At 71.2% G+C, this 26,025-nt stretch carries 23 protein-coding genes; 9 read left to right on the plus strand and 14 right to left on the minus strand.

The window, feature by feature from the left end; genetic code table 11:
- Positions 1–114 precede the first annotated feature (114 nt).
- Both ACZ6RT_RS31855 and dapA read right to left on the minus strand, forming a co-directional pair.
- The gene (locus ACZ6RT_RS31855) at positions 115–1,800 is read right to left on the minus strand and encodes a ribonuclease J (RefSeq protein ID WP_399197343.1); all 1,686 of its coding nucleotides are present in this window, start codon (positions 1,798–1,800) and stop codon (positions 115–117) included.
- 164 nt (positions 1,801–1,964) lie between these two features.
- A complete protein-coding gene (gene dapA, locus ACZ6RT_RS31860) occupies positions 1,965–2,891 on the minus strand; it encodes a 4-hydroxy-tetrahydrodipicolinate synthase (RefSeq protein WP_399197342.1) in 927 nt (308 codons plus the stop codon).
- 572 nt (positions 2,892–3,463) lie between these two features.
- Here dapA and ACZ6RT_RS31865 point away from each other — a divergent pair.
- The gene (locus ACZ6RT_RS31865; RefSeq protein ID WP_470157552.1) at positions 3,464–4,186 is read left to right on the plus strand and encodes a GntR family transcriptional regulator; all 723 of its coding nucleotides are present in this window, start codon (positions 3,464–3,466) and stop codon (positions 4,184–4,186) included.
- Between the two features lie 239 nt (positions 4,187–4,425).
- Positions 4,426–5,145, plus strand: coding sequence for a JAB domain-containing protein (locus ACZ6RT_RS31870; protein WP_470157553.1), 720 nt, complete (start codon positions 4,426–4,428; stop codon positions 5,143–5,145).
- Between the two features lie 40 nt (positions 5,146–5,185).
- Here ACZ6RT_RS31870 and ACZ6RT_RS31875 read toward each other — a convergent pair whose 3' ends face one another.
- On the minus strand, positions 5,186–5,779 hold the full coding sequence (locus ACZ6RT_RS31875; protein WP_399196905.1) for a pyridoxamine 5'-phosphate oxidase family protein: 594 nt from the start codon (positions 5,777–5,779) through the stop codon (positions 5,186–5,188).
- Between the two features lie 243 nt (positions 5,780–6,022).
- Here ACZ6RT_RS31875 and ACZ6RT_RS31880 point away from each other — a divergent pair, with 243 nt between their 5' ends.
- Positions 6,023–6,496 (plus strand): GNAT family N-acetyltransferase, encoded by a 474-nt coding sequence (locus ACZ6RT_RS31880; RefSeq protein WP_470157554.1) that lies wholly within the window; start codon positions 6,023–6,025, stop codon positions 6,494–6,496.
- 644 nt (positions 6,497–7,140) lie between these two features.
- Here the strand turns inward: ACZ6RT_RS31880 and ACZ6RT_RS31885 are convergent.
- On the minus strand, positions 7,141–7,386 hold the full coding sequence (locus ACZ6RT_RS31885) for a hypothetical protein (protein ID WP_470157555.1): 246 nt from the start codon (positions 7,384–7,386) through the stop codon (positions 7,141–7,143).
- A gap of 188 nt (positions 7,387–7,574) precedes the next feature.
- Between ACZ6RT_RS31885 and ACZ6RT_RS31890 the strand changes: the two genes are divergently transcribed.
- The gene (locus ACZ6RT_RS31890) at positions 7,575–8,066 is read left to right on the plus strand and encodes a GntR family transcriptional regulator (RefSeq protein WP_399196907.1); all 492 of its coding nucleotides are present in this window, start codon (positions 7,575–7,577) and stop codon (positions 8,064–8,066) included.
- Between the two features lie 678 nt (positions 8,067–8,744).
- Here ACZ6RT_RS31890 and ACZ6RT_RS31895 read toward each other — a convergent pair.
- The 3 genes from ACZ6RT_RS31895 to ACZ6RT_RS31905 all read right to left on the minus strand — a co-directional run bounded on the left by ACZ6RT_RS31895 (position 8,745) and on the right by ACZ6RT_RS31905 (position 11,726).
- Positions 8,745–9,221 (minus strand): peroxiredoxin, encoded by a 477-nt coding sequence (locus ACZ6RT_RS31895; protein ID WP_399196908.1) that lies wholly within the window; start codon positions 9,219–9,221, stop codon positions 8,745–8,747.
- Between the two features lie 213 nt (positions 9,222–9,434).
- Positions 9,435–10,607 (minus strand): serine hydrolase domain-containing protein, encoded by a 1,173-nt coding sequence (locus ACZ6RT_RS31900; protein ID WP_470157556.1) that lies wholly within the window; start codon positions 10,605–10,607, stop codon positions 9,435–9,437.
- 123 nt (positions 10,608–10,730) lie between these two features.
- On the minus strand, positions 10,731–11,726 hold the full coding sequence (locus ACZ6RT_RS31905; RefSeq protein WP_399196911.1) for a DMT family transporter: 996 nt from the start codon (positions 11,724–11,726) through the stop codon (positions 10,731–10,733).
- Here ACZ6RT_RS31905 and ACZ6RT_RS31910 point away from each other — a divergent pair.
- Positions 11,725–13,134 (plus strand): PLP-dependent aminotransferase family protein, encoded by a 1,410-nt coding sequence (locus ACZ6RT_RS31910; RefSeq protein WP_399196913.1) that lies wholly within the window; start codon positions 11,725–11,727, stop codon positions 13,132–13,134. The genes ACZ6RT_RS31905 and ACZ6RT_RS31910 overlap by 2 nt on opposite strands.
- 321 nt (positions 13,135–13,455) lie before the next feature.
- Here the strand turns inward: ACZ6RT_RS31910 and ACZ6RT_RS31915 are convergent, their stop codons facing one another.
- Entirely contained in the window at positions 13,456–13,755 is a 300-nt protein-coding gene (locus ACZ6RT_RS31915; RefSeq protein ID WP_470157557.1) for a hypothetical protein, read from the minus strand.
- A gap of 171 nt (positions 13,756–13,926) precedes the next feature.
- Between ACZ6RT_RS31915 and ACZ6RT_RS31920 the strand changes: the two genes are divergently transcribed.
- The 3 genes from ACZ6RT_RS31920 (at position 13,927) to ACZ6RT_RS31930 (ending at position 16,237) form a co-directional block, all read left to right on the plus strand.
- Positions 13,927–14,598, plus strand: a complete 672-nt coding sequence (locus tag ACZ6RT_RS31920) for a CGNR zinc finger domain-containing protein (RefSeq protein WP_470157558.1) — start codon at positions 13,927–13,929, stop codon at positions 14,596–14,598.
- Positions 14,599–14,730: 132 nt separating this feature from the next.
- Entirely contained in the window at positions 14,731–15,342 is a 612-nt protein-coding gene (locus ACZ6RT_RS31925) for a GNAT family N-acetyltransferase (RefSeq protein ID WP_399196917.1), read from the plus strand.
- A 25-nt stretch (positions 15,343–15,367) separates the two neighbouring features.
- Entirely contained in the window at positions 15,368–16,237 is an 870-nt protein-coding gene (locus ACZ6RT_RS31930; protein ID WP_399196918.1) for a 1,4-dihydroxy-2-naphthoate polyprenyltransferase, read from the plus strand.
- A gap of 57 nt (positions 16,238–16,294) precedes the next feature.
- Here the strand turns inward: ACZ6RT_RS31930 and ACZ6RT_RS31935 are convergent, their stop codons facing one another.
- On the minus strand, positions 16,295–16,801 hold the full coding sequence (locus tag ACZ6RT_RS31935; protein ID WP_470157559.1) for a GNAT family N-acetyltransferase: 507 nt from the start codon (positions 16,799–16,801) through the stop codon (positions 16,295–16,297).
- Positions 16,802–17,214: 413 nt separating this feature from the next.
- Between ACZ6RT_RS31935 and ACZ6RT_RS31940 the strand changes: the two genes are divergently transcribed.
- Entirely contained in the window at positions 17,215–19,557 is a 2,343-nt protein-coding gene (locus ACZ6RT_RS31940) for a M20/M25/M40 family metallo-hydrolase (protein WP_470157560.1), read from the plus strand.
- Between the two features lie 44 nt (positions 19,558–19,601).
- Here the strand turns inward: ACZ6RT_RS31940 and dapB are convergent, their stop codons facing one another.
- The 5 genes from dapB to ACZ6RT_RS31965 form a co-directional block, all read right to left on the minus strand.
- Complete coding sequence (dapB, locus tag ACZ6RT_RS31945; protein WP_470157561.1) at positions 19,602–20,339, minus strand: 4-hydroxy-tetrahydrodipicolinate reductase; 738 nt, start codon at positions 20,337–20,339, stop codon at positions 19,602–19,604.
- A gap of 129 nt (positions 20,340–20,468) precedes the next feature.
- Positions 20,469–21,782 carry a M16 family metallopeptidase gene (locus ACZ6RT_RS31950; RefSeq protein ID WP_399196948.1) on the minus strand — a complete coding sequence of 438 codons (1,314 nt, stop codon included), beginning with the start codon at positions 21,780–21,782 and terminating at the stop codon, positions 20,469–20,471.
- On the minus strand, positions 21,782–24,178 hold the full coding sequence (locus ACZ6RT_RS31955) for a polyribonucleotide nucleotidyltransferase (RefSeq protein ID WP_470157562.1): 2,397 nt from the start codon (positions 24,176–24,178) through the stop codon (positions 21,782–21,784). The genes ACZ6RT_RS31950 and ACZ6RT_RS31955 overlap by 1 nt, the downstream gene beginning before the upstream one ends.
- Positions 24,179–24,498: 320 nt before the next feature.
- Entirely contained in the window at positions 24,499–24,768 is a 270-nt protein-coding gene (rpsO, locus tag ACZ6RT_RS31960) for a 30S ribosomal protein S15 (RefSeq protein ID WP_344905268.1), read from the minus strand.
- A gap of 216 nt (positions 24,769–24,984) precedes the next feature.
- Positions 24,985–25,938 (minus strand): bifunctional riboflavin kinase/FAD synthetase, encoded by a 954-nt coding sequence (locus tag ACZ6RT_RS31965; RefSeq protein ID WP_470157563.1) that lies wholly within the window; start codon positions 25,936–25,938, stop codon positions 24,985–24,987.
- Positions 25,939–26,025: the final 87 nt, after the last annotated feature.

A 26,025-nucleotide genomic window follows, 5' to 3' on the forward strand; every position in this document is an offset into this window, starting at 1 on the left:
GAGGGGGGGCGGCCCCCTCCCCCCCCCCCCCCCCCCCTCCCCCCCTCCCCCCCCCCCCCCCCCCCCCCCCCCTCCCTTCCCCCCCCCCCCCCCCCCCCCCCACGGAGGGAGGCGTCAGACCTCGATGACGACCGGGATGATCATCGGACGGCGGCGGTAGGTGTCGCTCACCCAGCGCCCCACGGTCCTGCGGACCACCCTGCGGACCTGCTGGATGTCCACCACCCCGTCGGCCGCGTTCTCCTGCAGGGCCCTTTCGACCTGCGGCAGGATGTCGTCGAACATGGCCGGGTCGATGCCCGACCCCCTGGCGTGGATCTCCGGTCCCCCGGTGAGCTTGCCGGTGGCGGTGTCGACCACGATGACGACGGAGATGAAGCCCTCCTCGCCCAGGATGCGACGGTCCTTCAGCGCGAAGTCGGTGACGTCGCCCACCGAGGTGCCGTCCACGTAGACGTACCCTGCCGGGACCGCGCCCACGATCTTGGCGCGGCCGTCGACCAGGTCCACCACGACGCCGTCCTCGGCGATCACGATGTGGTCGTCGGGCACCCCGGTCAGCGCGGCGAGCTTGGCGTGCGCCCGCAGGTGCCGCCACTCGCCGTGCACCGGCATGAAGTTGGACGGCCGGGTCAGGTTGAGCACGTACAGCAGCTCACCCGCGGCGGCGTGCCCGGAGACGTGCACCTTGGCGTTGCCCTTGTGCACCACCCGGGCGCCCCAGCGCGACAACCCGTTGATCACGTTGTTGACCGCGGTCTCGTTGCCCGGCACCAGCGAGGAGGCCAGCAGGACCGTGTCGCCCTCGGCGATCCGGATCGGGTGGTCGCGGTTGGCCATCCTCGACAGCGCCGCCATCGGCTCGCCCTGGGACCCGGTGCAGATCAGCACCACGTCCTCCGGCGGCCAGCCCTCGATCTCCTTGGAGTCGACGATCAGGCCCGGCGAGACCCTCAGGTAGCCCAGGTCGCGGGCGACGCCCATGTTGCGCACCATCGAGCGGCCGACCAGCGCGACCTTGCGGCCGTGCCTCTCGGCGGCGTCGATGACCTGCTGGACACGGTGGATGTGCGAGGCGAAGCTCGCCACGATCACCCGCTTGCCCGCGGTGCGGACGACCTCGTCGATGACCGGCGCGATCTCCCGCTCGCTGGTGACGAATCCCGGCACCTCGGCGTTGGTCGAGTCGGACATCAGCAGGTCGACGCCCTCGGCGCCGAGCCTGGCGAACCCTCCCAGGTCGGTCAGGCGCCCGTCGCTGGGCAGCTGGTCCATCCGGAAGTCACCGGTGTGCAGGACGATGCCCGCGGGCGTCCTGATCGCGACGGCCAGCGCGTCCGGGATGGAGTGGTTGACCGCGAGGAACTCGCACTCGAACGGACCGAACCGGTGCCGCTCGCCCTCCACCACCTCCCGCTTGACCGGCTGGATCCGGTGCTCGGTGAGCTTGGCCTCGATCAGCGCCAGCGTCAGCCTGGAGCCCACGACGGGGATGTCGCGGCGCTCGCGCAGCAGGTACGGCACGGCACCGATGTGGTCCTCGTGCGCGTGGGTCAGGACCACGGCCTCGATGTCGTCCAGGCGGCCCCGGATGTACTCGAAGTCGGGCAGGATCAGGTCGATGCCGGGCTGGTCGGGCTCGGGGAACAGCACCCCGCAGTCGACGATCAGCAACCGGCCCTCGTACTCGAATACGGCCATGTTGCGGCCGATCTCACCGAGACCGCCCAGTGCGACGATGCGCAGGGCGCCCTCGGGCAGCGCGGGCGGCGGCCCGAGCTCGGGATGGGGGTGACTCATCAGGCCACACCTCTCTCAGAGGTCTCACAGGTGGCGACGGTCCCCGCGGGCAGCAGGACTACTCCCTCGCCGAGCACCCCGTCCCCCAGCGGACCGACGTGTCTTCTCTCTCGCAAACTCTCGTTCCTCCCGGATGCGGCCGATGAAGGCCGCTCTGCTGCATTTCAGGTCACAACTTCGTCGGACGGCTTCACACCGCCCGCGATCAAGTCTTCGCGCAGCCTCGTCAGCTGCTCGCCGGTCGCCTCCGCAAGGGGAGGCCTCACCGGCCCCACGGGCCGCCCCACCATGCCCAGCGCCGCCTTCGCCATGATCGCGCCACCGGCCTGCATCATGATCCCCGAGATCACCGGGAGCAGCCGCCGGTGGATCGCGAGCGCGCCCGCGACGTCCCCGGCACGGTACGCCTCGATCATGGCGGCGATCTCCGCCCCCACGACGTGGCCGATCACGCTGACGCACCCCACGGCCCCCACCGACAGCCACGGCAGGTTGAACGCGTCGTCCCCGGAGTAGTAGGCCAGGCCGGTGGAGGCGATGACCTGCGACCCCTCGTACAGGTCGCCCTTGGCGTCCTTCACCGCGACGATCCGCTCGTGCCGGGCGAGCCGGGCGAGCGTCCCGCTCATGATCGGCACGCCGCTGCGCCCGGGGATGTCGTAGAGCATGACCGGCAGGGCCGTGGCGTCCGCCACCGTCACGAAGTGGCGGTAGATCCCCTCCTGGGGAGGCTTGCTGTAGTACGGCGTCACCAGCAGCAGGCCGTGGGCCCCGGCACGCTCGGCGGTGCGGGCCAGCTCGACGCTGTGCCGGGTGTCGTTGGTCCCGGCCCCGGCGACGACCGTGGCGCGGTCGCCGACCGCCTCGACGACGGCGCGCAGGAGGCGCTCCTTCTCGTCGTCCCCGGTCGTCGGGGACTCCCCCGTCGTGCCGCTCACGACGATACCGTCATTGCGCTGCTCGTCCACCAGGTAGGCGGCCAGCCGCCGTGCTGCGTCGTAGTCGACCGATCCGTCGTCGGTGAACGGCGTGACCATCGCGGTCAGCATGCGGCCGAAGGGGGCGTCGGAGGTTCCAGTTGGCGCTGCCATAGACCGAACGGTACCCGGATCCGTCGAAACGGTGGACCCCGCCACCCCGCCTGACCTCCGTCCACCGATGGGCACAAGAGCGAACATCCCGCCCACCGGCCCGCTGCACACCGTACACGCGGATATGCGCCGCCACCGTGACGACCCCGGTCGCGTCAGGGCGGATCCGGCCCGCAGGGACGGATCCCTCCCCGACGGCGCCCGGGGGACGGGGCCGGACGAGGCCGATCGCCCTCACCGCGCACGCGGGCGTGGCGCCCGGAGTTTCATGCCTCATATGATAGCGGAGAGGTGTTTTGACGGTTTTCGTAGGCCCAACGATCCCGGGAACGGCCCCGGAATGCCCCCGGGACACGAGAAGAGGCCGCCGATATGTGCTCGGGGGTACACACATCGACGACCTCTACCGTTGAATCGGCGCTTCTTACGCGGGCGTTACACGGTCTCTGAGATATTTTTGGCCACTTCTGGGAGCCGGCCCGCAAAGTTGGGGTTCCAAATCGTTACCATTACCCTGCGTTGCGCCTTGAATACGACAGGATGGGACAACCCCAGAACCCAGGGATGGACACGTGGCAAGCTCCGATCCTGTCTACCTGCGCGTCGTCGCCGACATCCGGCGCCAGATCGTCGACGGCTCCCTTCCTCCCGGTGCCCCCGTCCCCTCCCGCGCCCAGCTGACCCGCAGATACGGCGTGGGAGAGACCGCCGCCCGGCACGCGCTGCGGGTGCTCGCCGCCGAGGGCCTGATCGTCGGCCGCGTCGGTTCGGGACACTACGTCCGGGAACGGCCGGTGCTGCTCCCGCTGCACCGCTGGCGTTTCCACGACCACCACACCCCCTTCGGCGCCGACATCCAGTCCCAGGGCACCCGGGCCACCTGGGACTGGCGGACCGAGCCGGCCGAGGCCACCCCCGACATCGCGCACCGCCTGCGGCTGGACGAGTCCGCGCCTATCGTCCGGACCCGCTACGTCTTCCGCGGTGACGGCAGGCCGATCCAGCTCGCCACCTCCTACGAGCCCGCCGAGTTCGCCGAGCCCGCCGAGGAGGTCCCGCGCGGCCTGGTCGCCCGCCTGTCCGCCCAGGGCGTCAAGATCACCGACATCGTCGAGCAGGTCTACACCCGCGTCCCGCAGCCCGCCGAGAGCGACGCCCTGGCCCTGCCGGCCGGGGTCCACGTCCTGCACGTCGAGCGCACCCACTGGGCCGGGGACCGCCCCGTGGAGACCAGCGACATCGTCATCCCGGGCGACCGCTTCCGCCTGGTCTACAGCCACCCCCTGCACCCCTGAGTCCCGGCCTCCAGGGGTCGTCCCCGCGGCCCTCGCACGATCCGGTCCTTCCCCCACCCTGAGCCCTGTCCCTCAGGGGTCGCTCCCGAGGCCCTCGCACGATCCGGGAGCCCTCCGCTCCTTCTGATACCTCGCGTTCCGAGAGCCCTTCGTTCCCCCGGCAGACCCCGTGGCGGGCCCGGCCGGAATGTCGGCGCGCCCTGGTAGAACCGACCTGGTTTTCCGAGCCGGAGGTGCCGATGCGCGTCAAGGACATGCCCGCAGGTGACCAGCCCCGGGAGCGCCTCCTCGCCGGTGGCGCCACCGCGCTGGCCGACCGTGAGCTGCTCGCCCTGCTGATCGGCTCCGGCAGCCGTGGCACCAACGCCGTGGAGCTGGCCTCCCACCTGATCGCCCACTGCGGCGACCTGCACGGCCTGGCCCGCTCCGACGCCCACCGGCTGATGCGGGTCCCGGGCATCGGCCCCGCGAAGGCCGCCCGGGTCATCGCCGCCTTCCACCTGGTGCGGCAGGCACAGTCGGAGCCGGAACGCCGCCGCGTCACCTGCTCCGGAGACCTGGCCGCCGTGGTCGCCCCCCTGCTGCGCGGGCTCGGCCACGAGCGCGTGGTGGCCGTGGTCTGCGACCCGAGCGGCGCGGTGACCCGTACGGCGATCGTCAGCGAGGGGGGCAGCGACCACGCCCCCGCCCCGGTCCGGGAGATCATGAGCGTCGTCCTCACCTCCGGAGGCTCCTCCTTCGGCCTGGCGCACAACCACCCCAGCGGCTCCCTCGACCCCAGCCCGGCCGACCTGGCCGTCACCGACCGTCTCCGCGACGCCGCCGAGACCGTCGGCCTGCGCTTCCTCGACCACCTGATCGTCACCGACACCACCTGGCGCCGCGTCCCCTGCGGCCCGTCCCCCGCGTCCTGTCCGGAGGACCCGGCCTCCGGATCACGTCGTACGCGCGGCGGGTGAGGCGGAGGCCGCGTCCGTCCTCCGCCTCACCGCCCGGGGGTCACGCGGTGCGCGGAAGCGGCGGCAGCGGCAGGGGCAGCCCCGGAAGACCGTCGATGCTGGTCGCGACGTGATCCTTCTTCTGGAAGTACTCGTCGAGCGACTCGTCGGTCTCACGCGCGAAGCGCGACGCGTGCAGCGGGCGGTCCTCGTCGTACGTCATGAACGGGACGGCGTACCCGCAGGTGTCGCGGATCTTCTCCGCGGTCACGACGATGATCGCGCGCAGGCCGTGCAGGGTCGGGTCGATGTCCGGGAAGTGGCTCATCAGCTCGGCCCAGCGCGCGTCGTCGCGGAAGACCGGCTCTCCCCGGCCGTGCACGCGCACGATGTTGGGAGGGCCGTCGAAGGCGCACCACATCAGGGTGATGCGGCCGTTCTCGCGCAGGTGGGCGATCGTCTCGGCGTTGCTGCCGGCGAAGTCGAGGTAGGCCACGGTGAGCTCGTCGAGCACGGCGAACGAGCCGTTCAGGCCCTTGGGCGAAAGGTTGACGGTGCCGTCGCCGTCCAGTGGCGCCGTCGCGGTGAAGAAGATGTGCTGCGCCTCGATGAAGGCACGCAGCCTGCCGTCTATCCGCTCATAACTCTTTCCCATGGGCCGATTATGACAGGGCGATGATCTCTCCCCCAGGGCGTGAGACAGGGATCACTCGACGGCGGGACGGGCCATCGTCCCAGATCACGATCGACTTCCCGGTGCGGACGCCGCCTCGTGCGCGCTCCGCGAGCCCTGACGGCCGCTCGCTTGTCGGTGCCCGTCCCTACCGTGTGCCGGACGTTGGTCTCCGCCTCGGCCCCTCCCGGTTCGAGGCCGGCCGCACGGTGAGAAGGGCACGGCGTGAGCGATCTCGTACTGCGCGACACGATCCAGGACGACCTCCAGGCGTTCTACCGGCACCAGCTGGATCCGAAGGCCAACCGGATGGCGGCGTTCACCGCGAAGGACCCCTCGGACCTGGACGCCTTCACCGCCCGCTGGAGGCGGATCCTCGACGACGACAGCGTCAACGAGACGATCCTGCTCGACGGTGAGGTCGTGGGTCACGTCCTGACGTACGGCCCGCCCGACGAGCTCGAGATCACCTACTGGATCGCCCCGGAGCACTGGGGACGCGGCATCGCGTCCAGGGCGGTCACGGACTTCCTCACCCGCCAGCCGGCACGGCCGCTGTTCGCCCGGGTCACGAAGGACAACCTGGGATCCCTGCGGGTCCTGCAGAAGTGCGGTTTCAGCGTCTACGGCGAGGACAGCGGGTTCTCCCCCTCCCGCGGGGAGACCGTCGAGGAGTTCCACCTCAAGCTCACCTCGTGACGGCCGCCCGTCATCCCGATCACGACGTACACCCGAGCATCGGGAGCGGACGGGCTCCACCCGCGGGGGTTCTTCGGATGAGTGGGCTGCGAGGCGTTCCGCATGGACGGCCGGGCCGAACCAGGGCCGAAGTGGGTCGTACAGGGCGCACGAAGCCCGTACGGCTCGATTCATGGGCTGCGAGCAAGGGTTTTCCATGATCTGTTGGGATCGTTCCCATCCAACGAGAACGATCCCAACAGATCATGAGACTCCCTGTCCCCGAAACGAGAATTCGGACGAGGCGTTCGGGATTGATTACGAAAAATCAGGGCGAAAGGGGGCCCTTCCCCGTTCCGAGGCCTGTTCGTTCGGTGATCGAAGGGTTTCGAAGCCCGGCACAAGGCCCCATCCGCACCCTCGCCCCTTCCCCTCCTGTTCCTGATGTGACCTCTTCGGGAGATACGGCGCGTTCTCCAGGAGAAAGAGCCCGGCAGGCGTGTGGGAAGGGAAGCCTGCCGGGCGTCGTTCGGCGGTTCCGCACCGATCCCCTCCGAACTGTGCGGAACCGCCGCCCGACCTTCCCGGATCGTCATGGCCCCTCAGGAAGGTCGGGAGCTCGGGTGTGCCGGTTGGAGGGCTCCCCTCCTACCGGCACACCGGCGTCAGTGGGCGGCGCCCTCCAGGAGCCGAAGCCACAGATCCTGTGTTCGCCGGGCGATCGTCCAGGGCGACTCGTGCACGACCACTTCCCTTCTCGTCCGTTCCGTTCGCCGTACGAACATCAGCCCACCCGCCTGACAGAGCTCGTAGAAGATGGGCCGGCAGTCACAGGTGTGCTCCTTGATCCGCAACCGGCCGGCCCTGGGCCGCTCGGGCCGCCAGTCGACGAGCTGGTGCCTGTGCCGCAACGGCGCAACGTGGTGCCCGTGATGCCGTTCGACCAGCACTCCGATCACCGCTGACGCCCCCGTCTCCTACGTGCTCACCGGAGTGAGCATAAGTGAACTCGTCTCCTCCGGTCTACCAGCCCGTACATGTTCGTGCTGGTGAGTGTCTAGTTTGTAGGTGAACGTGCCTATTGGTCTAGCATTTAGCCGTGCTCGATCGCGATGGCCCAATACCGGTCTACAAACAGATCGCCGATGTCATTCGAGAGCGAATCAACAACGGTGAAATCGTCCCCGGTGAGGCGATGCCCAGCGAGACCGAGCTCGGGGACGAGTATGGAATCGCCCGGACCACCGCCCGCCGGGTGGCCCGCGAGCTACGCGAACAAGGGCTGGTCTACACGGTTCAGGGCGAGGGCACCTTTGTCGGTGAACCGGACGTTCCGCGCGCTCCTCGCAAAACACCGCTTTATCAAGAGATCGCCCTTGAAGTCGCCAAACAAATCCGTGATGGAGAATTCCAGCCGAACAGGGCCATTCCCAGCGAGAAGATGCTCATGCAGCAGTACGGCGTGGCCAAGGTGACCATCCGCAATTCCGTCGCCTTCCTGCGGGAGCAAGGGTGGGTCTTCACCGTCCGCCATCGCGGTACGTACGTGTCACAACCCGAGAGATGGCCCGAGTCGCCGAAGAACGAATGAAGAGGGCCCACAGGCGGCAGATCCCGGAATCACCCTGCCTCGAGGCCTGAGATCTCCGCACATCGGTGCTCTCGGCCCGGCCACCCGTCACCGGCTCCCTGACGCCGTCCCCCCTGCCGCTTCACCTTTTACGGCGGATGACCGTGACGAGCGGGGGACGACGGAGGACGTCTCCCGTGCCGCTCCGGTCGATGGAGATCATGGCTATCGGCTTGCGCGTCCGCGCGAGGGCGAGCAGGTGAGGGTTTATCCACAGAACGACATTCGGCTCAAGGGCTCTTCCGCAGGAAACGCCATTCTTTGAGCATGCGAACCCCGTCCTGCCGAGATCTCCCTCCGTCGCTGAAGGCCCTACCTACGAGCGATATCGGACGGTCGTCCATCTCGACGGCCGGGTCGGGCACCTCCACCGTGACGCCTTTCGCGACATGCGCAGGGACGACGCCGCCGCGGAAAGAGACTGCGCCTCGCTGAGATACGGCTACGCCGACGTCACTCATCGTCCGTGCACGGTCGCCGTCCAGGTGTGCCGTGTCCTGATGGCACGAGGCTGGAGCGGACCCCCCGCTCCTTGCCGACCGGACTGCCCGGTTCTCGATCTGTTGACCCAGCCATCGGCTCTCTGACAGAGATCCGACCGACCGAGGGAAGGGCGAACACGTGCGACTCGTCGTCCGATCACCGTTGAGGGCGGGAGCGGAGGACCTCCAGGGCCCGGTCGGCGTGGGACTGCATGGAGGTCTCGCTGTGGACGACCTCCAGGATGCGGTGGTCCACGTCGATGACGAAGGTCATCCGGCGGGTGAGGAAGGGGCCGACCGCGATGGTGCGGCGGGCTCCGAGCTGCCGGGCGACCGTGCCGTCCGGGTCGGAGAGCAGGGGAAAGCCCAGATCGTTGGTCCGGGCGAACCTCGCCTGCCGCTCGACCGTGTCGCGGCTGATGCCGATCCTGGTGGCGCCCACCTCCGCGAAGTCGGCCGCCATGTCACGGAAGTGACAGCTCTCGGCCGTGCATCCGGAGGTCATCGCCGCCGGATAGAAGAAGAGCACCACCGGTCCCTTGGCGAGGAACTCGCTGAGCCGTCTCGGCGTGCCCGTCTCGTCGAGAAGCTCGAAGTCCTCGACCTTGTCTCCCACCGCGAGGCTCACGCCCACGACCCGTCTCCCTACGTCATCGGAGGGCTCCCGCCCCGCCACCGGGTCGTACCGGCCGGCGGGAGCGAGAGTCAGTGTTCCAACCTATTGTCCGGTGGCGGGGAGTCGAGCAACAGAGGCCCCCGGCCGACTCGCCGTGGAATGTCCGTTCCTCTGCTCCGAGAACGAGGAGAGGACCGTCCAAAGGCCCGGGGAGCGCGCGTCGTACCCCGCTCAGCCGCCCTGGCAGTGCACGCCGGAGGCGATGGAGAAGATCTCCTCCGTCGAGACCGGGCGGACGTGCGGGTTGACGGAGAGCGTCATCGCGCGCCTGTCGTCGGCGCGGAAGGAGAAGGTCAGGTAACCGATCAGCTCGCCGCTGTGCCCCCAGACCGTCCTGCCGCACGGCAGCGTGTACCGCTGCAGGCCCAGGCCGTACGCGAAACCGGCACCGGTGTCGACGGCGGTGCGCATCTGCTCCAGCATCGCCGCGCTGGTCAGCCTGCCGCCGAGGAGCGCGGTGAGGAACGTGTTGAGGTCGCCCGTCGTCGAGATCATCTCTCCGGCCGCCCAGTCCAGGGACGGGTTCATCCGGGTGGCGTCCACCACCTTGCCCGAGGGCAGCGCCTCGTAGCCGTGCGCGTGCGGCACCGGCAGGCCGGGCGCGTCACCGGGGACGGAGGTGCGGGTCAGCTTCAGCGGACGCAGGATGCGCCGCTCCACCTCCTTCCCGTACGGCCGGCCGGTCACCTTCTCGATCAGCATCCCGGCGACGACGTAATTGGTGTTGGAGTAGCGCCAGGAGCTCCCGGGCGTCGTGAAGTACGGCGGCTTGGCGAGGGCGACCGCGAGCAGCCGCCGGGGACCGTACGACCGGAACCGGTCCGCTCCCCGCCACCGGTTGGTGGAGAGGCCCTCCTCGCTCATGTAGTCGTACAGGCCGCTGGTGTGGTTGAGCAGGTGCCGGATCGTGATCGCGTCGCCGTTCGGCACGAGGCCCGGCAGGTGACGCTGTACCGGGTCGTCGAGCCTCAGTCGGCCCTCGTCGGCCAGTTGCAGGATCACGGTCGCGACGAAGGTCTTGGTGACGCTGCCGATGCGGAAGTGGCCGTTGGCGGTGGCGGGGCGCCTCGTCCTCAGGTCGCGGACCCCGGCGGCGCTCGTCCGGGTACGGGTGCCGTCGTCCACCCGCAGCAGCGCGGCCGTCGCCGCCTTCGTGGCGACCATGCGCCGCAGCGGGTCCTCCTCGGTGACGGCCGTGCGCCGCGGCTCCTCTTCGGACGTGACCGTGTGCCGTGGCAGGCCCTCACCGTCGGCGAAGGCCGGGGACACCGGGAGCACGGACAGCAGGGAGAGCAGGGTGAGCAGGACGGCCGCCGTGAGCGGCGCGCGTCGATGAAGGATCATGGGAAGACGCTATGGACGGGACGCCTGCCGTCCCATGGGGCGGGCCGCCCGTCCGGCCGCGGGGCTCCGCAGCAGGTACCTGAGGAAAACCCCAGGGGCGTCCTTTCGACGACGGCCCGGCGCTCAGGTGCGCGTCCGCTGGGTCAGCGCGACGCACGCCAGTACGGCCAGGGCCGCCACGACCGTGGCGAGGCCGAACCGCTCGTCGAGCAGGAGCCAGGCCCACAGCAGGGTCAGCAGCGGCTGGGCGAGCTGGGTCTGCCCGGCGCGGGCGATCCCGCCCATGGCCAGCCCGGCGTACCAGGGGATGAAACCGAGGAACATCGAGATCAGGCCCGCGTACGCCAGCCCGGTCAGCGAGGCGGCGTCGGGCCGCATCTCGGTGGTCAGCGCCAGCACCGCGGTGATCGGCACGGTCAGCGGGGCGGCGACGACGAGAGCACGGGAGACCACCTGCCAGCCGGGGGTCTCCCGGGCCAGGCGCCCGCCCTCGGTGTAGCCGGCCGCGGCCGAGAGCAGCGCGCCGACGAGCAGGACGTCGGCCCAGCTGACGTGCCCCCCGCCCATGCTGAGGGTGAAGACCGTGATCGCGGCGGCGCCCAGGCCGCAGGAGACCCAGAACAGCGCCCTGGGCCGCTCTCCGGCGCGCAGCACGGCGCACGCGGCGGTGGCGGCGGGCAGCAGGCCGATCACCACGGCGGCGTGCGAGGTGGAGGCCCCGGCGTCGAGCGCCACCCCGCTGAAGATCGGGAAGCCGAACACCACGCCGCCCGCGATGACCACGTAGGACCGGAGCTGCGACCTGGGCGGCAGCAGCGGCACCCGGGCCACGAGCAGGAACGCGACCGCCGCGACCAGGGCGATGACGGCTCGGCCGATGGCCACCAGGTAGGGGTCGAAGCCCTCCATCGCGAAGACCGTGGCCGGGAACGACCCCGAGAACGAGAGCACCCCGAGCCCGGCCAGCACGGTCCCGCGCCGGGCCGTCCCCGGCCGCACCCCGCCCCGGCCCGGCGTGCCGGGTGACGTCGCACCACCGCCGGCGGCACCGGCACCGACACCGGGGTCCTTGTCGACCGCTACTGGATCCGGAACGATAGCGCTACTCTTATCCCTCATGAATGACGATAGCAGTATCGTCCGACTGGCCGCCATGCTCCGCGAGGAGGTCGGGCGCCTGCGTCCCGGCGACCGGCTGCCGTCGAGCCGCGAGCTGGTCCGGCTGCACGGGGTGAGCCCGGTGACCGTGTCACGGGCGATCGGCAGGCTCGCCGCGGAGGGACGGGTGGTCACCCGGCCCGGCAGCGGGGCCTATGTCGCGCCGGCCGTCACACCTGCCGTCGCGCGCGGTGACGACGGTGCCGACATGTCGTGGCAGACGGTGGCCCTCGGCGACCGGGTGGTGGACGACAGCGCGGTCGCGTCCCTGCTCACCCCGCCCCCCGAAGGGGTCGTCCCGCTCACCGGCGGCTATCTCAACCCGGCCCTGCGTCCGTCCAGAGCCCTGTCGGCCGCCGCCTCGCGAGCGCTCCGGCGCCCCGACGTCTGGGCGATGCCCCCGCAGGCCGGGCTGCCCGAGCTGCGCAGGTGGTTCGCCCAGGAGGTGGGCGGCGACGTCACCCCGTCCGACGTCCTCGTCGTCAGCGGCGGACAGGCCGCGCTCACCCACGCCTTCCGCGCCCTGGCCGCCCCGAACACCCCGATCCTGGTGGAGACGCCCACCTACCCGGGCGCGCGGGCCGCGGCACGGGCCGCCGGGCTGCGGGCGACGGCCGTCCCCATGGACCGCGACGGGGTCCGGCCCGACCTGCTCGCCGAGGCGTTCGCGGTGACCGGCGCGCGGGTCTTCTTCTGCCAGCCGACCCTGCACAACCCCACCGGCGCGACGCTGTCCCTGGAGCGGCGTGAGCAGGTGCTGGCGATCGCCCGCGCGGCCGGCGCGTTCGTGATCGAGGACGACTACGCCCGCTACTTCGCCTCACCGTCCGCGCCGCCGCCGATGGTCGCGCTGGACGCCCACGGCACGGTGGTGCACGTCAACTCGCTGACCAAGCCGCTCTCGCCCAGCATGCGGGTCGCCGGGGTCGTGGCCCGCGGGCCCGCGGCCCACCGGTTGAGGGCGAACCAGCTGGTGGAGTCGTTCTTCGTGGCCAGGCTCCTCCAGGAGACGGCCCTGGAGTTCGTCAGCTCGCCCGCCTGGCGGCGTCACCTGTCCACCCTGGAGACCGAGCTGACGCTGCGCAGGAACACGGTCGTCGCGGCCCTGGCCGCCAGGATGCCCGAGGCCGAACTCCACCTGGTCCCCCGTGGCGGCCTGCACCTGTGGTTGCGGCTCCCCGCCGACCGGGACGAGGACGCTCTGGTGGAGACGGCCAGGAGGGCGGGCGTCCTGGTGGGCCCCGGACGCGTCCACTACCCGGCCGAGCCCCCCGGGCCGCGCATCAGGATCACCCATTCCGCTCCGGTGCACACGGCCGAGCTGGTCGAGGGCGTCCGCAGGCTGGCGACCGCCCTGAACGGATCCTGACCGCTCACGACGGACCTCGAACGAGCCGCGGACGGGCCGCAGAAGGACCGAACAGGCCGCGGACGGGCCGCGAACGCGACACCGACGCACCAGGGACGAACCGCGAACGCGACATCCACGGGCCGCGGATGACACCCGGACGGCCCGGGGATCCCGATGCCCGCCCCCGAAGGCATCGGGATCCCCGGGGACGCGCCTTCCGAAACGCCCCCAAGGAACGCCCCGAAGGAACCCACGAAGGAACCCCCGATGGAACGGCCTGCGAGGAATCCCCATGAGGAACGCCCCAGCAATGGGACCGAAGGCTCACAGGGAAACGGCTCAGGATGCGGCGAAGACCTCGTGGTGGGTGACGACGAGCTCGCGCTCCACCAGGAAGCGGTCGTCCTCGTCGTAGAAGACGGCGCGCGACGGGTCCTCACCGGCGAAGGCGCGGATCGCCTCCCAGGACTCCCAGAGCGAGGTCAGCAGGAACTCGCTCCTGTCCCCCACGTCGCGGCGGGTGAAGCACACCCCGCGGTTGCCCGCGGTCGAGGTGTACCCCACGTAACCGGTGGCCAGCAGGTACTTCTCATAGGCGGCGGCGTCCTCGGCGCGCGTCCAGCCCCTCCACGTCCTCATGATCATTTTTTCTCCTCCGGTACGACTCCTGCCTGCGGCTCTCCCTGAAGGCGACATAGGCCAGGTACCACACGCGGAACTCCCATCACGAAACCAGCTATCACGTTATGACGGTGTCGCCGCGAGCACAACCCCCTAATGGCGTACAGTGGTTGTGAAGAGGTGAGCGACATGGACAATCCCTCCGGCCTGGTGATCGACTTCGTGAACACGTACGACGTCGAGACGGGCACCGAGTCGATCCCCTCCCCGGACGCCCTCACCGCCTGGCTCGGCCGGCGCGGCCTGATCGGGCCCGGGGACGCGGCCGGCGGAACGGATCTGGCGCGGGCCGTCGAGCTCCGCGAGAGCCTGCGCGAGGCGCTCCGCCACAACCACGACCGCCCCTCGGCCCGGGACCGTCCCCCCGCCACCGCCACCGGCACCGACGCGGGCACCGCCATCAACACCGCCACCGGCACCGCCACCGGCACCGGCGCGGGAGAGACCCGTGCCGGAACCGGTCACGACGAGGGGAACGGCCCGCCCCCCGGGCTCTCCCGGGCGTTCGCCGGGCTCCCGCTCCAGGTCGTGCTCGGCCCGGCCGGGCCGGTGCTCGAACCGGTCGACACCGGCGTGCCCGGGGGACTCGCCCGGATCGTCGCCGCCGTGATGGACACCCACGCCGCCGGCATGTGGCCGCGCCTGAAGGTCTGCACCGAGAGCACCTGCCAGTGGGCGTTCGTCGACTCCTCCAAGAACCGTTCCCGGTCATGGTGTTCCATGAAGGTCTGCGGCAACCGCACGAAGACACGGGCATATCGGGCTCGTCAGCAGACGGAGCCGGGTTCACGTCATCTCTGAGTCGGATTCCCCGATACGGTGTAAGAGCCTGCCTCACGGATCCACCCGCCTGATGCCCGCTCGCGTGGCACGAGATCTGCGAGACAGCGCGTTCCGAGGCGACGGCAGACGGCAGATAAGGAGCGGGCCGAGATGGCAGACGTAGGCGTGCGGGCGGCTCGGCACGAGGATGTCGCCGCGGTGACGGGCACCCAGATCCGCGCCTGGAAGTACGGCTACCGGGAGTTCCTTCCCGAAGGACCGCTGGAGCAGATGACGAGCCCGGCGGCCGAGAACATGTGGCGGCAGCAGTGGGAGGACGCGATCACCTCCCCGCCCAGCTCCCGGCACCGCGTGCTGGTGGCCGTGGAACAGGTCGTCCTGGACACCGACGCCTTTCCCGCCCTCGGCCCCGGCGGCATCGAGGCCATGGCGGCGATGCGGGGCGCCGAGAAGGTCGCGGGCCTGGCCTCGCACGCCCCCGCCGAGGATCCCGACCTCGACCCGACCGTCGCCGGTGAGATGCTCACCTTCCTGATCGACCCCGACCACGTCCGGCGCGGGCACGGCAGCCGGTTGCTCAACGCCACGGTCGACTACCTGCGTGACGACGGCTACCACACCATCGTGACCTGGGTCTTCGCCGACAACCACGCGGTCCTGGGCTTCCTGGAGTCCGCCGGGTGGGGCGCCGACGGTGCGGAGCGGGTCATCGACATGGGCCGTACGGTGCGGATGATCCGCCTGGCGACCGACATCAGCTAGAACCGGAGAGGAACGCCGTACCCCCATGGCCACCCCGAGCCAGTGGATCGCCGGAGCACGCCCGCGCACCCTTCCCGCCGCCGTCGTCCCGGTCGCCGTCGGCACCGGGGTCGCCGTCGGGTACGACGGCGGGGTGTGGTGGCGGGCACTGGTGGCCCTGTTCGTGGCGCTGGCCCTGCAGGTGGGCGTCAACTACGCCAACGACCACAGCGACGGGGTACGCGGCACCGACGCCGAACGGGTCGGCCCGATGCGGCTGGTCGGCTCGGGCGCGGCGTCTCCCCGGCAGGTCCTGGTCGCGGCGCTGCTCTGCTTCCTGGCCGCCGCGGTGGCCGGACTGGCGCTGGTCGTGGCGACCGGCGCGTGGTGGCTGCTGCTGGTCGGCGCCGCCTCGATCGCCGCCGCCTGGTTCTACACCGGCGGCTCGCGCCCGTACGGGTACCGCGCGCTCGGCGAGATCTCGGTGTTCGTGTTCTTCGGGCTGGTGGCCGTGGCGGGCACCACCTACGTGCAGCTCGAACGCCTGCCCTGGCTCGCGGTGGCCGCGGCCGTCCCGGCGGGCCTGCTGGCCTGCGCGATGCTGGTGGTCAACAACCTGCGCGACCTGGTGACCGACGGCCCGGTGGGCAAGCGCACCATGGCCGTGGTCCTCGGCGACCGGCGCACCCGCGTCCTGTACACCCTCTGCCTGGTGCTGCCCCTGGTGATCGCGGTCGCCCTGGTGCCGTGGCGGCCGTTCGCCGCGCTGGCCCTGCTCGCCGCGCCGCTCGCCCTCGCCCCGGTGCGGGCCGTCCGCGCGGGCGCGGTCGGACCGGCGCTCATCACGACGCTCCAGCAGACCGGCCGCTTCCAGCTCGTGTACGGCCTGCTGCTGACCGTCGGACTGGCCCTCTGAGAGGCCGGGGAGCTCCCCGGCCGCGCGCCTGACGGCCCGGCGCGGGAGGCGGCCGTCTCACACCGTGCGGCGCATCACCACGCGGGGGGCGACCTCGATGCCCAGCTCCCGCTCGTGGCGTACCAGCTCCGACAGCTCCGGCCCCCAGTGCCCGGCGTCCAGCACCGAGAAGCCGCGCCGGGCGTACCAGGGGGCGTTCCAGGGCACGTCGCGGTAGGTCGTCAGCGTCACCGCGGTGTGGCCGGTCGCCGCGGCGTGGGCGCACAGGGCCTCCACCAGGCGTCCCCCGGCTCCCCTGCGCCCGTGGTCGGGGTGGACGGCCAGCTGGTCCAGGTGGACCTGGCCGTCGACCGTCCCGAACAGGGCGAACCCGATCGGGGGCTCACCCGCGACGAGCACCCGGGAGGGGTCGCCGACCCCCTCGATCATCGTGCTCCCGGGCGGGAAGGTGATCCCGACCCGGGCGAAGAGGCCGTCGGCCGCGAGCTCCACCGCGACCAGCCCGGCCAGCTCCTCCCGCCGCGCCCAGCGGACCTCGGACGTCGAGGGTCGAGTGCCTGTCATGAGCCGAAGGATAACCCCGCGTACCGGCCGGATCCCACGGGTTTCCGGGCACGCGGCGCGGCGCGGGGCTCATCGGGATCCGCACGGGTCGTCCGGGGACGCACGGCGCGGCGCAGGTCTCGCCGGGACCCTCCGGGACGGGCATGATGAAGGGACCCGGAAGCACCGCGTACCCCCGAACGCCACGCCGCCCCCTCCGCGGCCCCGGTCCGACGACCTGGCCGAGGCCTTTCCCTCCTTCCGTCCGGTTCCTCCGGTGAAGGTCCCTTTCCCGCGGACGAAGATCACCTCAGATCGTGATTCACAGGCATATGAAAATCTTTTGCGGCAATTCATGTGAGGCCCCTCCTTGTAGTCCTCTCCGGCGCCGCCGGCAATGAGGTGCGGGATGTGAGAGCACGGGAGCAACGGCGATGACGACGATCGGAAAGAGAACCCCGCCCGCGGAAGAGGACGTCCCCGCCTTAGCGGGCCGTCGGTCCCTGGTCACCGGGCTCGTGGCCCTGGGAGTGCTGCTCCTGGTCTCCGCCTGGACGGTCGTGGACCTCAACCCCTCGTCGGTGAGCCCGCCCGACGCCCCGGCGCGGACCTTCAGCGCCCAGCGGGCCTTCTCCCACATCGAGCGCTTCGCGACCAGGCCGCACCCGGTCGGCACCCCCGAGCACGCGCGGGTGCGCGACTACCTCGTCGGCGAGCTACGGCGGATGGGCCTGCAACCCCAGGTGCACGAGGCCACGGGCCTGGCACCGCGGACGCTGGAGACGCCGTCCGTCATCGCCGGCCGCGTCTTCAACATCGTGGCGGTCGTCCCCGGCACCGCCCCCACCGGGCGGGTCTTCGTGACGGCGCACTACGACTCGGTCCCGCAGGGACCGGGCGCCAACGACGACGGATCCGGTACGGCGAGCGCGCTGGAGGCGGCCCGCGCGCTGATCGCCGGCGGGACCCGGCCGCGCAACGACGTCGTGCTCCTCATCACCGACGCCGAGGAGGTCGGGCTCCTGGGCGCGGAGGCGTTCGTCGCCGGGCACCCGCTCGCCAAGGGCCGGAGCGTGGTGATCAACAACGAGGCGCGCGGGGCGAAGGGCCCCGTCCTGATGTTCCGGACCACCAGGCCCAACTCCGGCCTCATCTCGATCTTCGGATCGGTGGCCCCCCACCCGGTGGCCGACTCGGCCTTCGCCGAGCTCATGGAGATCCTGCCGAACGACACCGACTTCACCGCCTTCAAACCGGCCGGGATGTCGGTGTTCGACTCCGCCTACGCCAACGAGGGCACCTACTACCACAGCGTCCTCGACGACCCGGCCCACGTCGACCTGCCGACGCTGCAGCAGATGGGGGACAACACGCTGGCGCTCGTGCGGGCGTTCGGCCAGGCCGACCTGACGCGGCTGGAGACCGGGCAGGAGCTGGTCTACTTCAACGTCCCCCCCGACGTCCTGGTCCGCTACCCGGCCTGGGCGGCGTCCGTGGTGGGCGGCCTCGCCCTCGTGGCGACGACGGCGCTGGTCCTGCTGGCCCGCCGCCGGGGCGTGACCACGCTGCGCAGGACGCTCCTGGCGTCCGTGTCGGCCCTGGTGCCGCTCGCGCTCGGCGTGGGCGCGGGCATCGGGTTCTGGGACGCGCTCGTGACGGTCCGGCCGGAGCTCGGCGGGACCACGACCACGACGCCGTACCGTCCCGAGGCGTTCTGGGTCGCCGTGTTCGCGATCGCGGCCACGGTCCTGCTGGCCTGGTACGTGCCGCTCCGCCGCCGGCTCGGCCCCTCCGCGCTCGCGCTGGGCATGCTGGTCTGGCCCGCCCTGCTGGGCGCCGCCCTGGGCGTGCTGTCGCCGGGATCGTCGCACGTGATGACCTGGCCCGTCCTGGGGGCCGCGCTGGGCGCGCTGACCGCCCTGTACCTTCCCCCGCGGTGGCGCGTCGTGGCCCTGACCGCCGGTCTGCTCCCGGCCGCGCTCATCCTGGCGCCGGGCGCGTGGGCCGCCCTGCCGATGGGACTGTCGTACGCGGGCTACGCCGTCATGCCGCAGGCGATCCTGTTCGGCGGTCTCGTCCTGCCGCTGGTCGAGATGATCTGGCCGCGCCGGCGTGCCCCGCTGGTCCCGCTGGCGGCGCTGGTCGTCTCGGTCGCCCTGGTGGGCATGGGCCTGCAGCTCGAGAAGGTCGACAAGGACCACCCGAGGAAGACCGCCCTGGGGTACGGGCTGGACGCCGACACCGGCAAGGCCGTCTGGGTGACCTCCACCTCACCCGACCGGTGGGCCCGCCGGTACGGTGGCGTGGCCTCGGGCGCGCGGCCGTTCCCCGAGGTGTGGGAGACACCCGAGCTCATCGCCCCCGCGAAGGCCGCCCCGCTGCCGGCCCCTTCGCTGAAGGTGATCGAGGACACGACCGGGGCGGGGGTCCGGACCGTGCGCGTGCTGATCCGCTCCGAGCGCGGGGCCGGCCTGATCGGGTTGCGCGTGGCCGGTGACACGGCGACGCCGCGCTCGCTGACCGTGGCGGGCCGTACCGTGCCGGAGGGCACCTCGAAGGACCTGGGGGCGGGCTTCGTCTTCCACGCGCCCGGACCGCAGGGCGTCGAGGCGTCCCTGACCTTCGCCGCCGAGGAGGGGCCGATCCGGCTGCGGGTCACGGACGTCAGCTCGCTCCCCGGGGACATGGCCGGGCTTCCCGGGTACGTCCCGCTACCACAGGAGCTGTTCCTCGGCGACTCCAGGATCGCCGTCGCCAAGACCCACACCGTCCCCTGAGCGTGCGGGTCCCCACCCCGGAGGGCAGGGACCGGCGCGGACGCCTACAGGTCGAGGAGGTGCTCCAGGCCGACGGTGAGGCCGGGGAGCTCGCGGACCCGGCGCACGCCCAGGAGCACGCCCGGGGTGAACGACGAACGGTTCATGGTGTCGTGGCGGATGGTGAGGATCTCGCCGTCGCCGCCCAGGATCACCTCCTGGTGGGCGATGAGCCCGGCCAGCCGCACCGCGTGCACGCGGACCCCGTCCACGTCGGCGCCGCGGGCCCCGTCCAGCTCGGTGCTGGTCGCGTCGGGCATCGGCGCCGAACCGGCCTTGCGCCGGGCCTCGGCGACCAGTTCGGCCGTGCGGCGGGCGGTGCCGGAGGGCGCGTCGGCCTTGTTCGGGTGGTGCAGCTCGACGATCTCCGCGGACTCGAAGTAGCGGGCGGCCTGCTGGGCGAAGTGCATCATGAGCACGGCCGCGATACCGAAGTTCGGGGCGATCAGCGCGTTGACCCCGGGGCGGGCGTCCAGCCAGCCCCGCACGGTCGCCAGCCGGCCGGCGTCGAAGCCGGTGGTGCCGACCACCGGGTGGACGCCGTGCGAGATGCACCATTCGAGGTTGTCCATGACGACGTCGGGGTGGGTGAAGTCGACCACCACCTCGGCGCCCTCCAGGCGCTCGATCGGGTCGCCCTGGTCGACGGCCGCGACCAGCTCCAGATCGCCCGCCGCCTCGACGGCCTTGCACACTTCGACACCGACGCGCCCGCGGGCGCCGAGAACTCCGACCCTGATCACCGGGCCAATATACCGAAGGGCCCCGGACGGGGACGGCCCGCGGCGCGGACGAGCGCGACGGCACCCGGCAGGCCCCGGACGGCGGACGGCCCCGGCGCGGGAGCGCCGGGGCCGCCTCGCGAGGGAACCTCAGCCGGTCAGGACCGCGCCGAAGTCCTTGTCCTCGTCGTACGGGCCGATGACCGCGAGGGTCATCGGGCGGGTGAGCACGTCCTGGGCGACCTCGGTGAGCTGCTCCGGGGTCACCGCGTCGATCCTGGCGAGCAGGTCGTCGACCGACAGGAGCTCGTCGAAGACCAGCTCCCCCTTGCCGATCCTGGACATCCGGGAACCGGTGTCCTCCAGGCCGAGCACCAGGCCGCCGCGCATCTGGCCCTTGCCGCGGACGATCTCCTCCTCGGTGATGCCGTCGGCGACCACCCGCTGCACCTCCTCGCGGCAGATCTTCAGCACGTCGTCGATCTTGGACGGCAGGCAGCCGACGTAGATGCCGAACTGGCCGGTGTCGGCCAGGGAGGAGGTGTAGGAGTAGGTCGAGTAGGCCAGGCCCCTCTTCTCCCTGATCTCCTGGAACAGGCGCGAGGACATGCCGCCGCCCAGGGCCGCGTTGAGCACGCCGAGCGCGAACCGGCGCTCGTCGGTGCGGGTCAGCGCGGTCGTACCGAGGACCAGGTTGGCCTGCTCGGTCGGCCGGTGCACCACCCGCGTGCCCGACCGGCTCTCCACCCCGGGCCCGGTCAGCCTCGGCGGCACCGGCGAGGCCTCCCCGCCCAGGGCCCCTGCCCGCTCGTAGGCCGCCGCGACCAGGGCGACGACCCGCTCGTGGTCGACGTTCCCGGCCACCGACACCACCGTGTGGGTGGGCAGGTAGTAGCGCCGGTAGTACTCGGCGATCCGGTCCCGGGTGACCGCGGTGATGGACTCCACGGTGCCCAGGATGGGCCGGCCGACGGGCGTGTCGCCGTACAGCTCGGCGGAGAACTGCTCGTGCACCACGTCGGAGGGGTCGTCGTCGTGCATGGCGATCTCCTCCAGGATCACGCCACGCTCGGCCTCGACGTCCTCGGGGGTGATGATCGAGGAGGTCACCACGTCGGCGAGCACGTCGATCGCCACCCGCAGGTCCTCGTCGAGGACCCGCGCGTAGTAGCAGGTGTACTCCTTGGCGGTGAAGGCGTTGATCTCACCGCCGATCCCCTCGATGGCCGCGGAGATCTCCAGCGCGTCCCTGGTGGGCGTGCCCTTGAACAGCAGGTGCTCGAGGAAGTGGGAGGACCCCATGTGCTGGGGGGACTCGTCTCTCGATCCGATGCCGACCCACATGCCGACCGCGACGGAACGCACGGTCGGCATGGACTCGGTCACCACCCGGAGCCCACCGGGGAGGACGGTGCGCTTCACGACCCCGGCGCCGTCCCTGCCGGGGTGCAGAGTGGTGGTGATCACGAGTTGCGGTCTTCCCCTCCGCCGCCACCGCCGCGGTTGCCGCCGCCACCGCCACCGCTGCTGCGGGTACGGGTGCGGCGCGGCCGCTCCTCGCGGGGCCGGTCGTCACGCGACCGCTCCTCGCGGGGCGGGCGGCTCTCGCCGGACGCCTCGGCCGCGGGTGCCGCCGCCGGGGAGTCGTCGTCGCCGGAGTCGTCGTCGGTGTCGGCACCGGTCGCCGACTCCTTCTCGATGACCTCGACGGGCACCAGGGAGAGCTTGCCGCGCGCGTCGATCTCGGCGATCTCCACCTGGACCTTCTCGCCGACGTTCATGACGTCCTCGACGTTCTCGATGCGCTTGCCGCCGTGCAGCTTGCGGATCTGGGAGACGTGCAGGAGGCCGTCCTTGCCCGGCATGAGGGAGATGAAGGCACCGAAGGCGGCGATCTTGACGACCGTGCCCAGGTAGCGCTCGCCGACCTCCGGCATGTGCGGGTTGGCGATGGCGTTGATCGCCGACCTGGCCGCCTCGGCGGACGGGCCGTCGGTGGCACCGATGTAGATGGTGCCGTCGTCCTCCAGGGTGATCTCGGCGCCGGTGTCGTCCTGGATCTGGTTGATCATCTTGCCCTTCGGGCCGATGACCTCTCCGATCTTGTCCACCGGGATCTTGATCGTGATGATGCGCGGGGCCGTCGCGTTCATCTCCGCCGGGGAGTCGATGGCCTCCTGCATCACGTCGATGATCGCCAGCCGGGCGCCCTTGGCCTGCCGCAGCGCGGCCGAGAGCACCGAGGCGGGGATGCCGTCCAGCTTGGTGTCGAGCTGGAGCGCGGTGATGACGTCCTTGGTGCCGGCGACCTTGAAGTCCATGTCGCCCATGGCGTCCTCGGCACCGAGGATGTCGGTCAGCGTGACGTACTGGTCGCCCTCGTTGATCAGGCCCATCGCGATGCCCGCGACGATGCCCTTGAGCGGGACGCCCGCGTCCAGCAGCGACATCGTCGAGGCGCAGACCGAGCCCATGGAGGTCGAGCCGTTGGAGCTCAGCGCCTCGGAGACCTGGCGGATCGCGTACGGGAACTCCTCGCGCTGCGGCAGCACCGGCAGCAGCGCCCGCTCGGCGAGCGCGCCGTGGCCGATCTCGCGCCGCTTGGGCGAGCCCACCCGGCCGGTCTCGCCGGTGGAGTACGGCGGGAAGTTGTAGTTGTGCATGTAGCGCTTGGTGCGCTCGGGGTTGAGCGTGTCGATCATCTGCTCCATCCGGAGCATGTTGAGCGTGGTGATGCCCAGGATCTGGGTCTCGCCGCGCTCGAACAGGGCCGAGCCGTGCACCCGGGGAACGACGTGGACCTCGGCGCTGAGCTGCCGGATGTCCTTGACGCCGCGGCCGTCGATGCGGACGCCCTCGGAGATGACCCGCTCGCGCATGAGCTTCTTGGTCAGCGACCGGAACGCCGCGGCGAGCTCCTTCTCGCGGCCCTCGAAGTCGGGGCCGACCTTCTCCAGCAGCAGCGTCCTGACCCGGTCGATCTCGGTCTCGCGCTCCTGCTTGCCGGCGATGGTCAGCGCGGCGGCGAGCTCGCTCCTGACCGCGCCGTTCACGGCCTCCAGGGCGTCGTCCTGGTAGTCGAGGAAGAGCGGGTACTCGGCGGTCTCCTTGGCGGCGACCTTGGCGACCTTGGCCTGCGCCTCGCAGAGCACCTTGATGAACGGCTTGGCGGCCTCCAGGCCCTGGGCCACGGTCTCCTCGGTGGGGGCGACCGCGCCCTCGGCGACGAGCTTGAGCGTGTCGCGGGTGGACTCGGCCTCGACCATCATGATCGCGACGTCGCCGTCGTCCAGGACGCGGCCCGCCACCACCATGTCGAAGGTGGCGCTGCCCAGCTCGGTGTTGGTCGGGAAGGCGACCCACTGGCCCTCGATCAGGGCGACGCGCACGCCGCCGATCGGGCCGGAGAACGGCAGGCCCGCGAGCTGGGTGGACAGCGACGCGGCGTTGATCGCCACGACGTCGTACAGGTGCTCGGGGTGGAGCGCCATGACGGTGGCGACCACCTGGATCTCGTTGCGCAGGCCCTTGACGAACGAGGGGCGCAGCGGGCGGTCGATCAGGCGGCAGGTGAGGATGGCGTCCTCGGAGGGACGGCCCTCACGCCGGAAGAACGAGCCCGGGATGCGGCCCGCGGCGTACATCCGCTCCTCGACGTCCACCGTGAGCGGGAAGAAGTCGAGGTTCTCGCGGGGATTCTTGGACGCGGTGGTCGCGGACAGGACCATCGTGTCGTCGTCGAGATAGACGACGGCGGAACCCGCCGCCTGGCGCGCGAGCCGCCCGGTCTCGAACCGGATGGTACGCGTGCCGAATGAGCCGTTGTCGATGACGGCTTCACTGCTGTGGACACCCTCCACGGGGGACCTCCTTGGGATCGGTCGCCCGCGTCCGGCCAGACGCACGTGTCGCGCCTGGTTCGTCGTGTTGCCGGCTCCCCGTAGGTGCAGCGCCGGTCTTCGATCGAAGCGCCCGGTTCCGTATGGCTTCGCGCCATGATGACCGGGGGCCACTACCGAGGACCGGCCCTCCGACGCCGTGGGGCGCGCTTGCTTGCGGACGCGGGGCACTTTCTCGGCTGTTCAGTTTGCTCACCGGGCCGGTGTCTTTCCTGCGCGACGCGCCGACGAACGGACCCGATGAGAGGGGGGAGCGGCGTGGACGCCGCCCCCCCGTCAGGCTATCGGCGCAGGCCGAGACGCTCGATGAGCGAACGGTAGCGCTGGATGTCCTTGCTCTGCAGGTACTTCAGCAGCCGGCGGCGGCGGCCGACGAGCAGCAGCAGGCCACGGCGGCTGTGGTGGTCGTGCTTGTGCACCTTCAGGTGCTCGGTGAGCTCGCTGATGCGCTTGCTCAGCAGCGCGATCTGCACCTCGGGGGAACCGGTGTCGGTCTCACCCTTGGCGTAGTCACCGATGATCTGCTTCTTTGCGGCGGTGTCGAGCGACACTTTTCTCCTTGAACCTCTGCGGGCACGCGCGATTTCCGGCTCCCCGAACGACCGTGCGTGCCTACAGTCGCCGTGGCGAGATCAGCGCCGGGGTGGCCGTACCACCGGTCACAGAGCTGACATGCCAGGTTACCACCGGCTCCGACGCCCTCGCACATCCCGGGCGGGCCGGGCGGGGAGGGGGAGACGGCGGGGGACGAAAGGGAGGGGCCGGGCTCAGCTCGTCAGGTCCCGGACCCTCTCCACGTCTGCGTGGATCTGCTCGACGAGGGCCTCGATCGAGTCGAACCTGGTGTTGCCGCGCAGCCTGGGGCCGAAGTCCACGGCCATGTGCGCGCCGTAGAGATCCAGGTCGTCGCGGTCGAGCGCGTACGCCTCCACGGTGCGCGGCACGCCCTCGAAGGTCGGGTTGGTGCCGACCGAGATCGCCGCGGGCCAGCGCTCGCCGCCGTAGGCGGCCGGCAGGTTGCCGGTCGAGACGCCCTGCAGCCAGCCCGCGTAGACGCCGTCGGCCGGGATCGCGGTGAACTCCGGCGACTCCAGGTTGGCCGTGGGGAAGCCCAGCTGCCGGCCGCGCTGGTAGCCGCGGACGACCACCCCCTCGACCCGGTGGGGGCGGCCGAGCGTCAGGGTGACCGCCTCCATGTCACCGGAGGCGATCTGCTCGCGGATCAGCGTGGAGGAGATCGTCTCCCCGTCGCTGACCAGCGGGACCCCCTCGGCCACGAAGTCGTACTTCTCGCCGAGAGTGCGCAGCGTCTCCACGTCGCCGGAGGCGTTGTGGCCGAAGCGGAAGTTCTCCCCCACCACGACTCCGGCCGCGTGCAGCCGGTCCACCAGCACGGTCTGGACGAACTCGTCCGGGGTCATCTGGGAGAACTCCAGCGTGAACGGCAGGACGCAGACCGCGTCCACGCCCAGCGCGGCGAGGAGCTCGGTGCGGTGCCTGGCCGTGGTGAGCCGCGGGGGGTGCGTGCCTGGCCGCACCACCTCCTCGGGGTGCGGGTCGAAGGTCACCACCACCGAGGGCAGCCCGAGGTCGGCGGCCATCGCGACGGCACGCGCCACCATCTGCTGATGCCCGCGGTGCACGCCGTCGAAGACGCCGATCGTGATGACGGACCTGCCCCAGTCCTCGGGCACGTCGTCCAATCCGTGCCAGCCTCGCACCGCAGCCTCTTCCCCTTGTAGTTTCCCCGTGTAGCGGATCGACCCCTAAAGCCTGCCATGCTCACGGACCTCCTCCCCAATCGGGGA

Source organism: Streptosporangium sp. NPDC050148, from assembly GCF_055586505.1.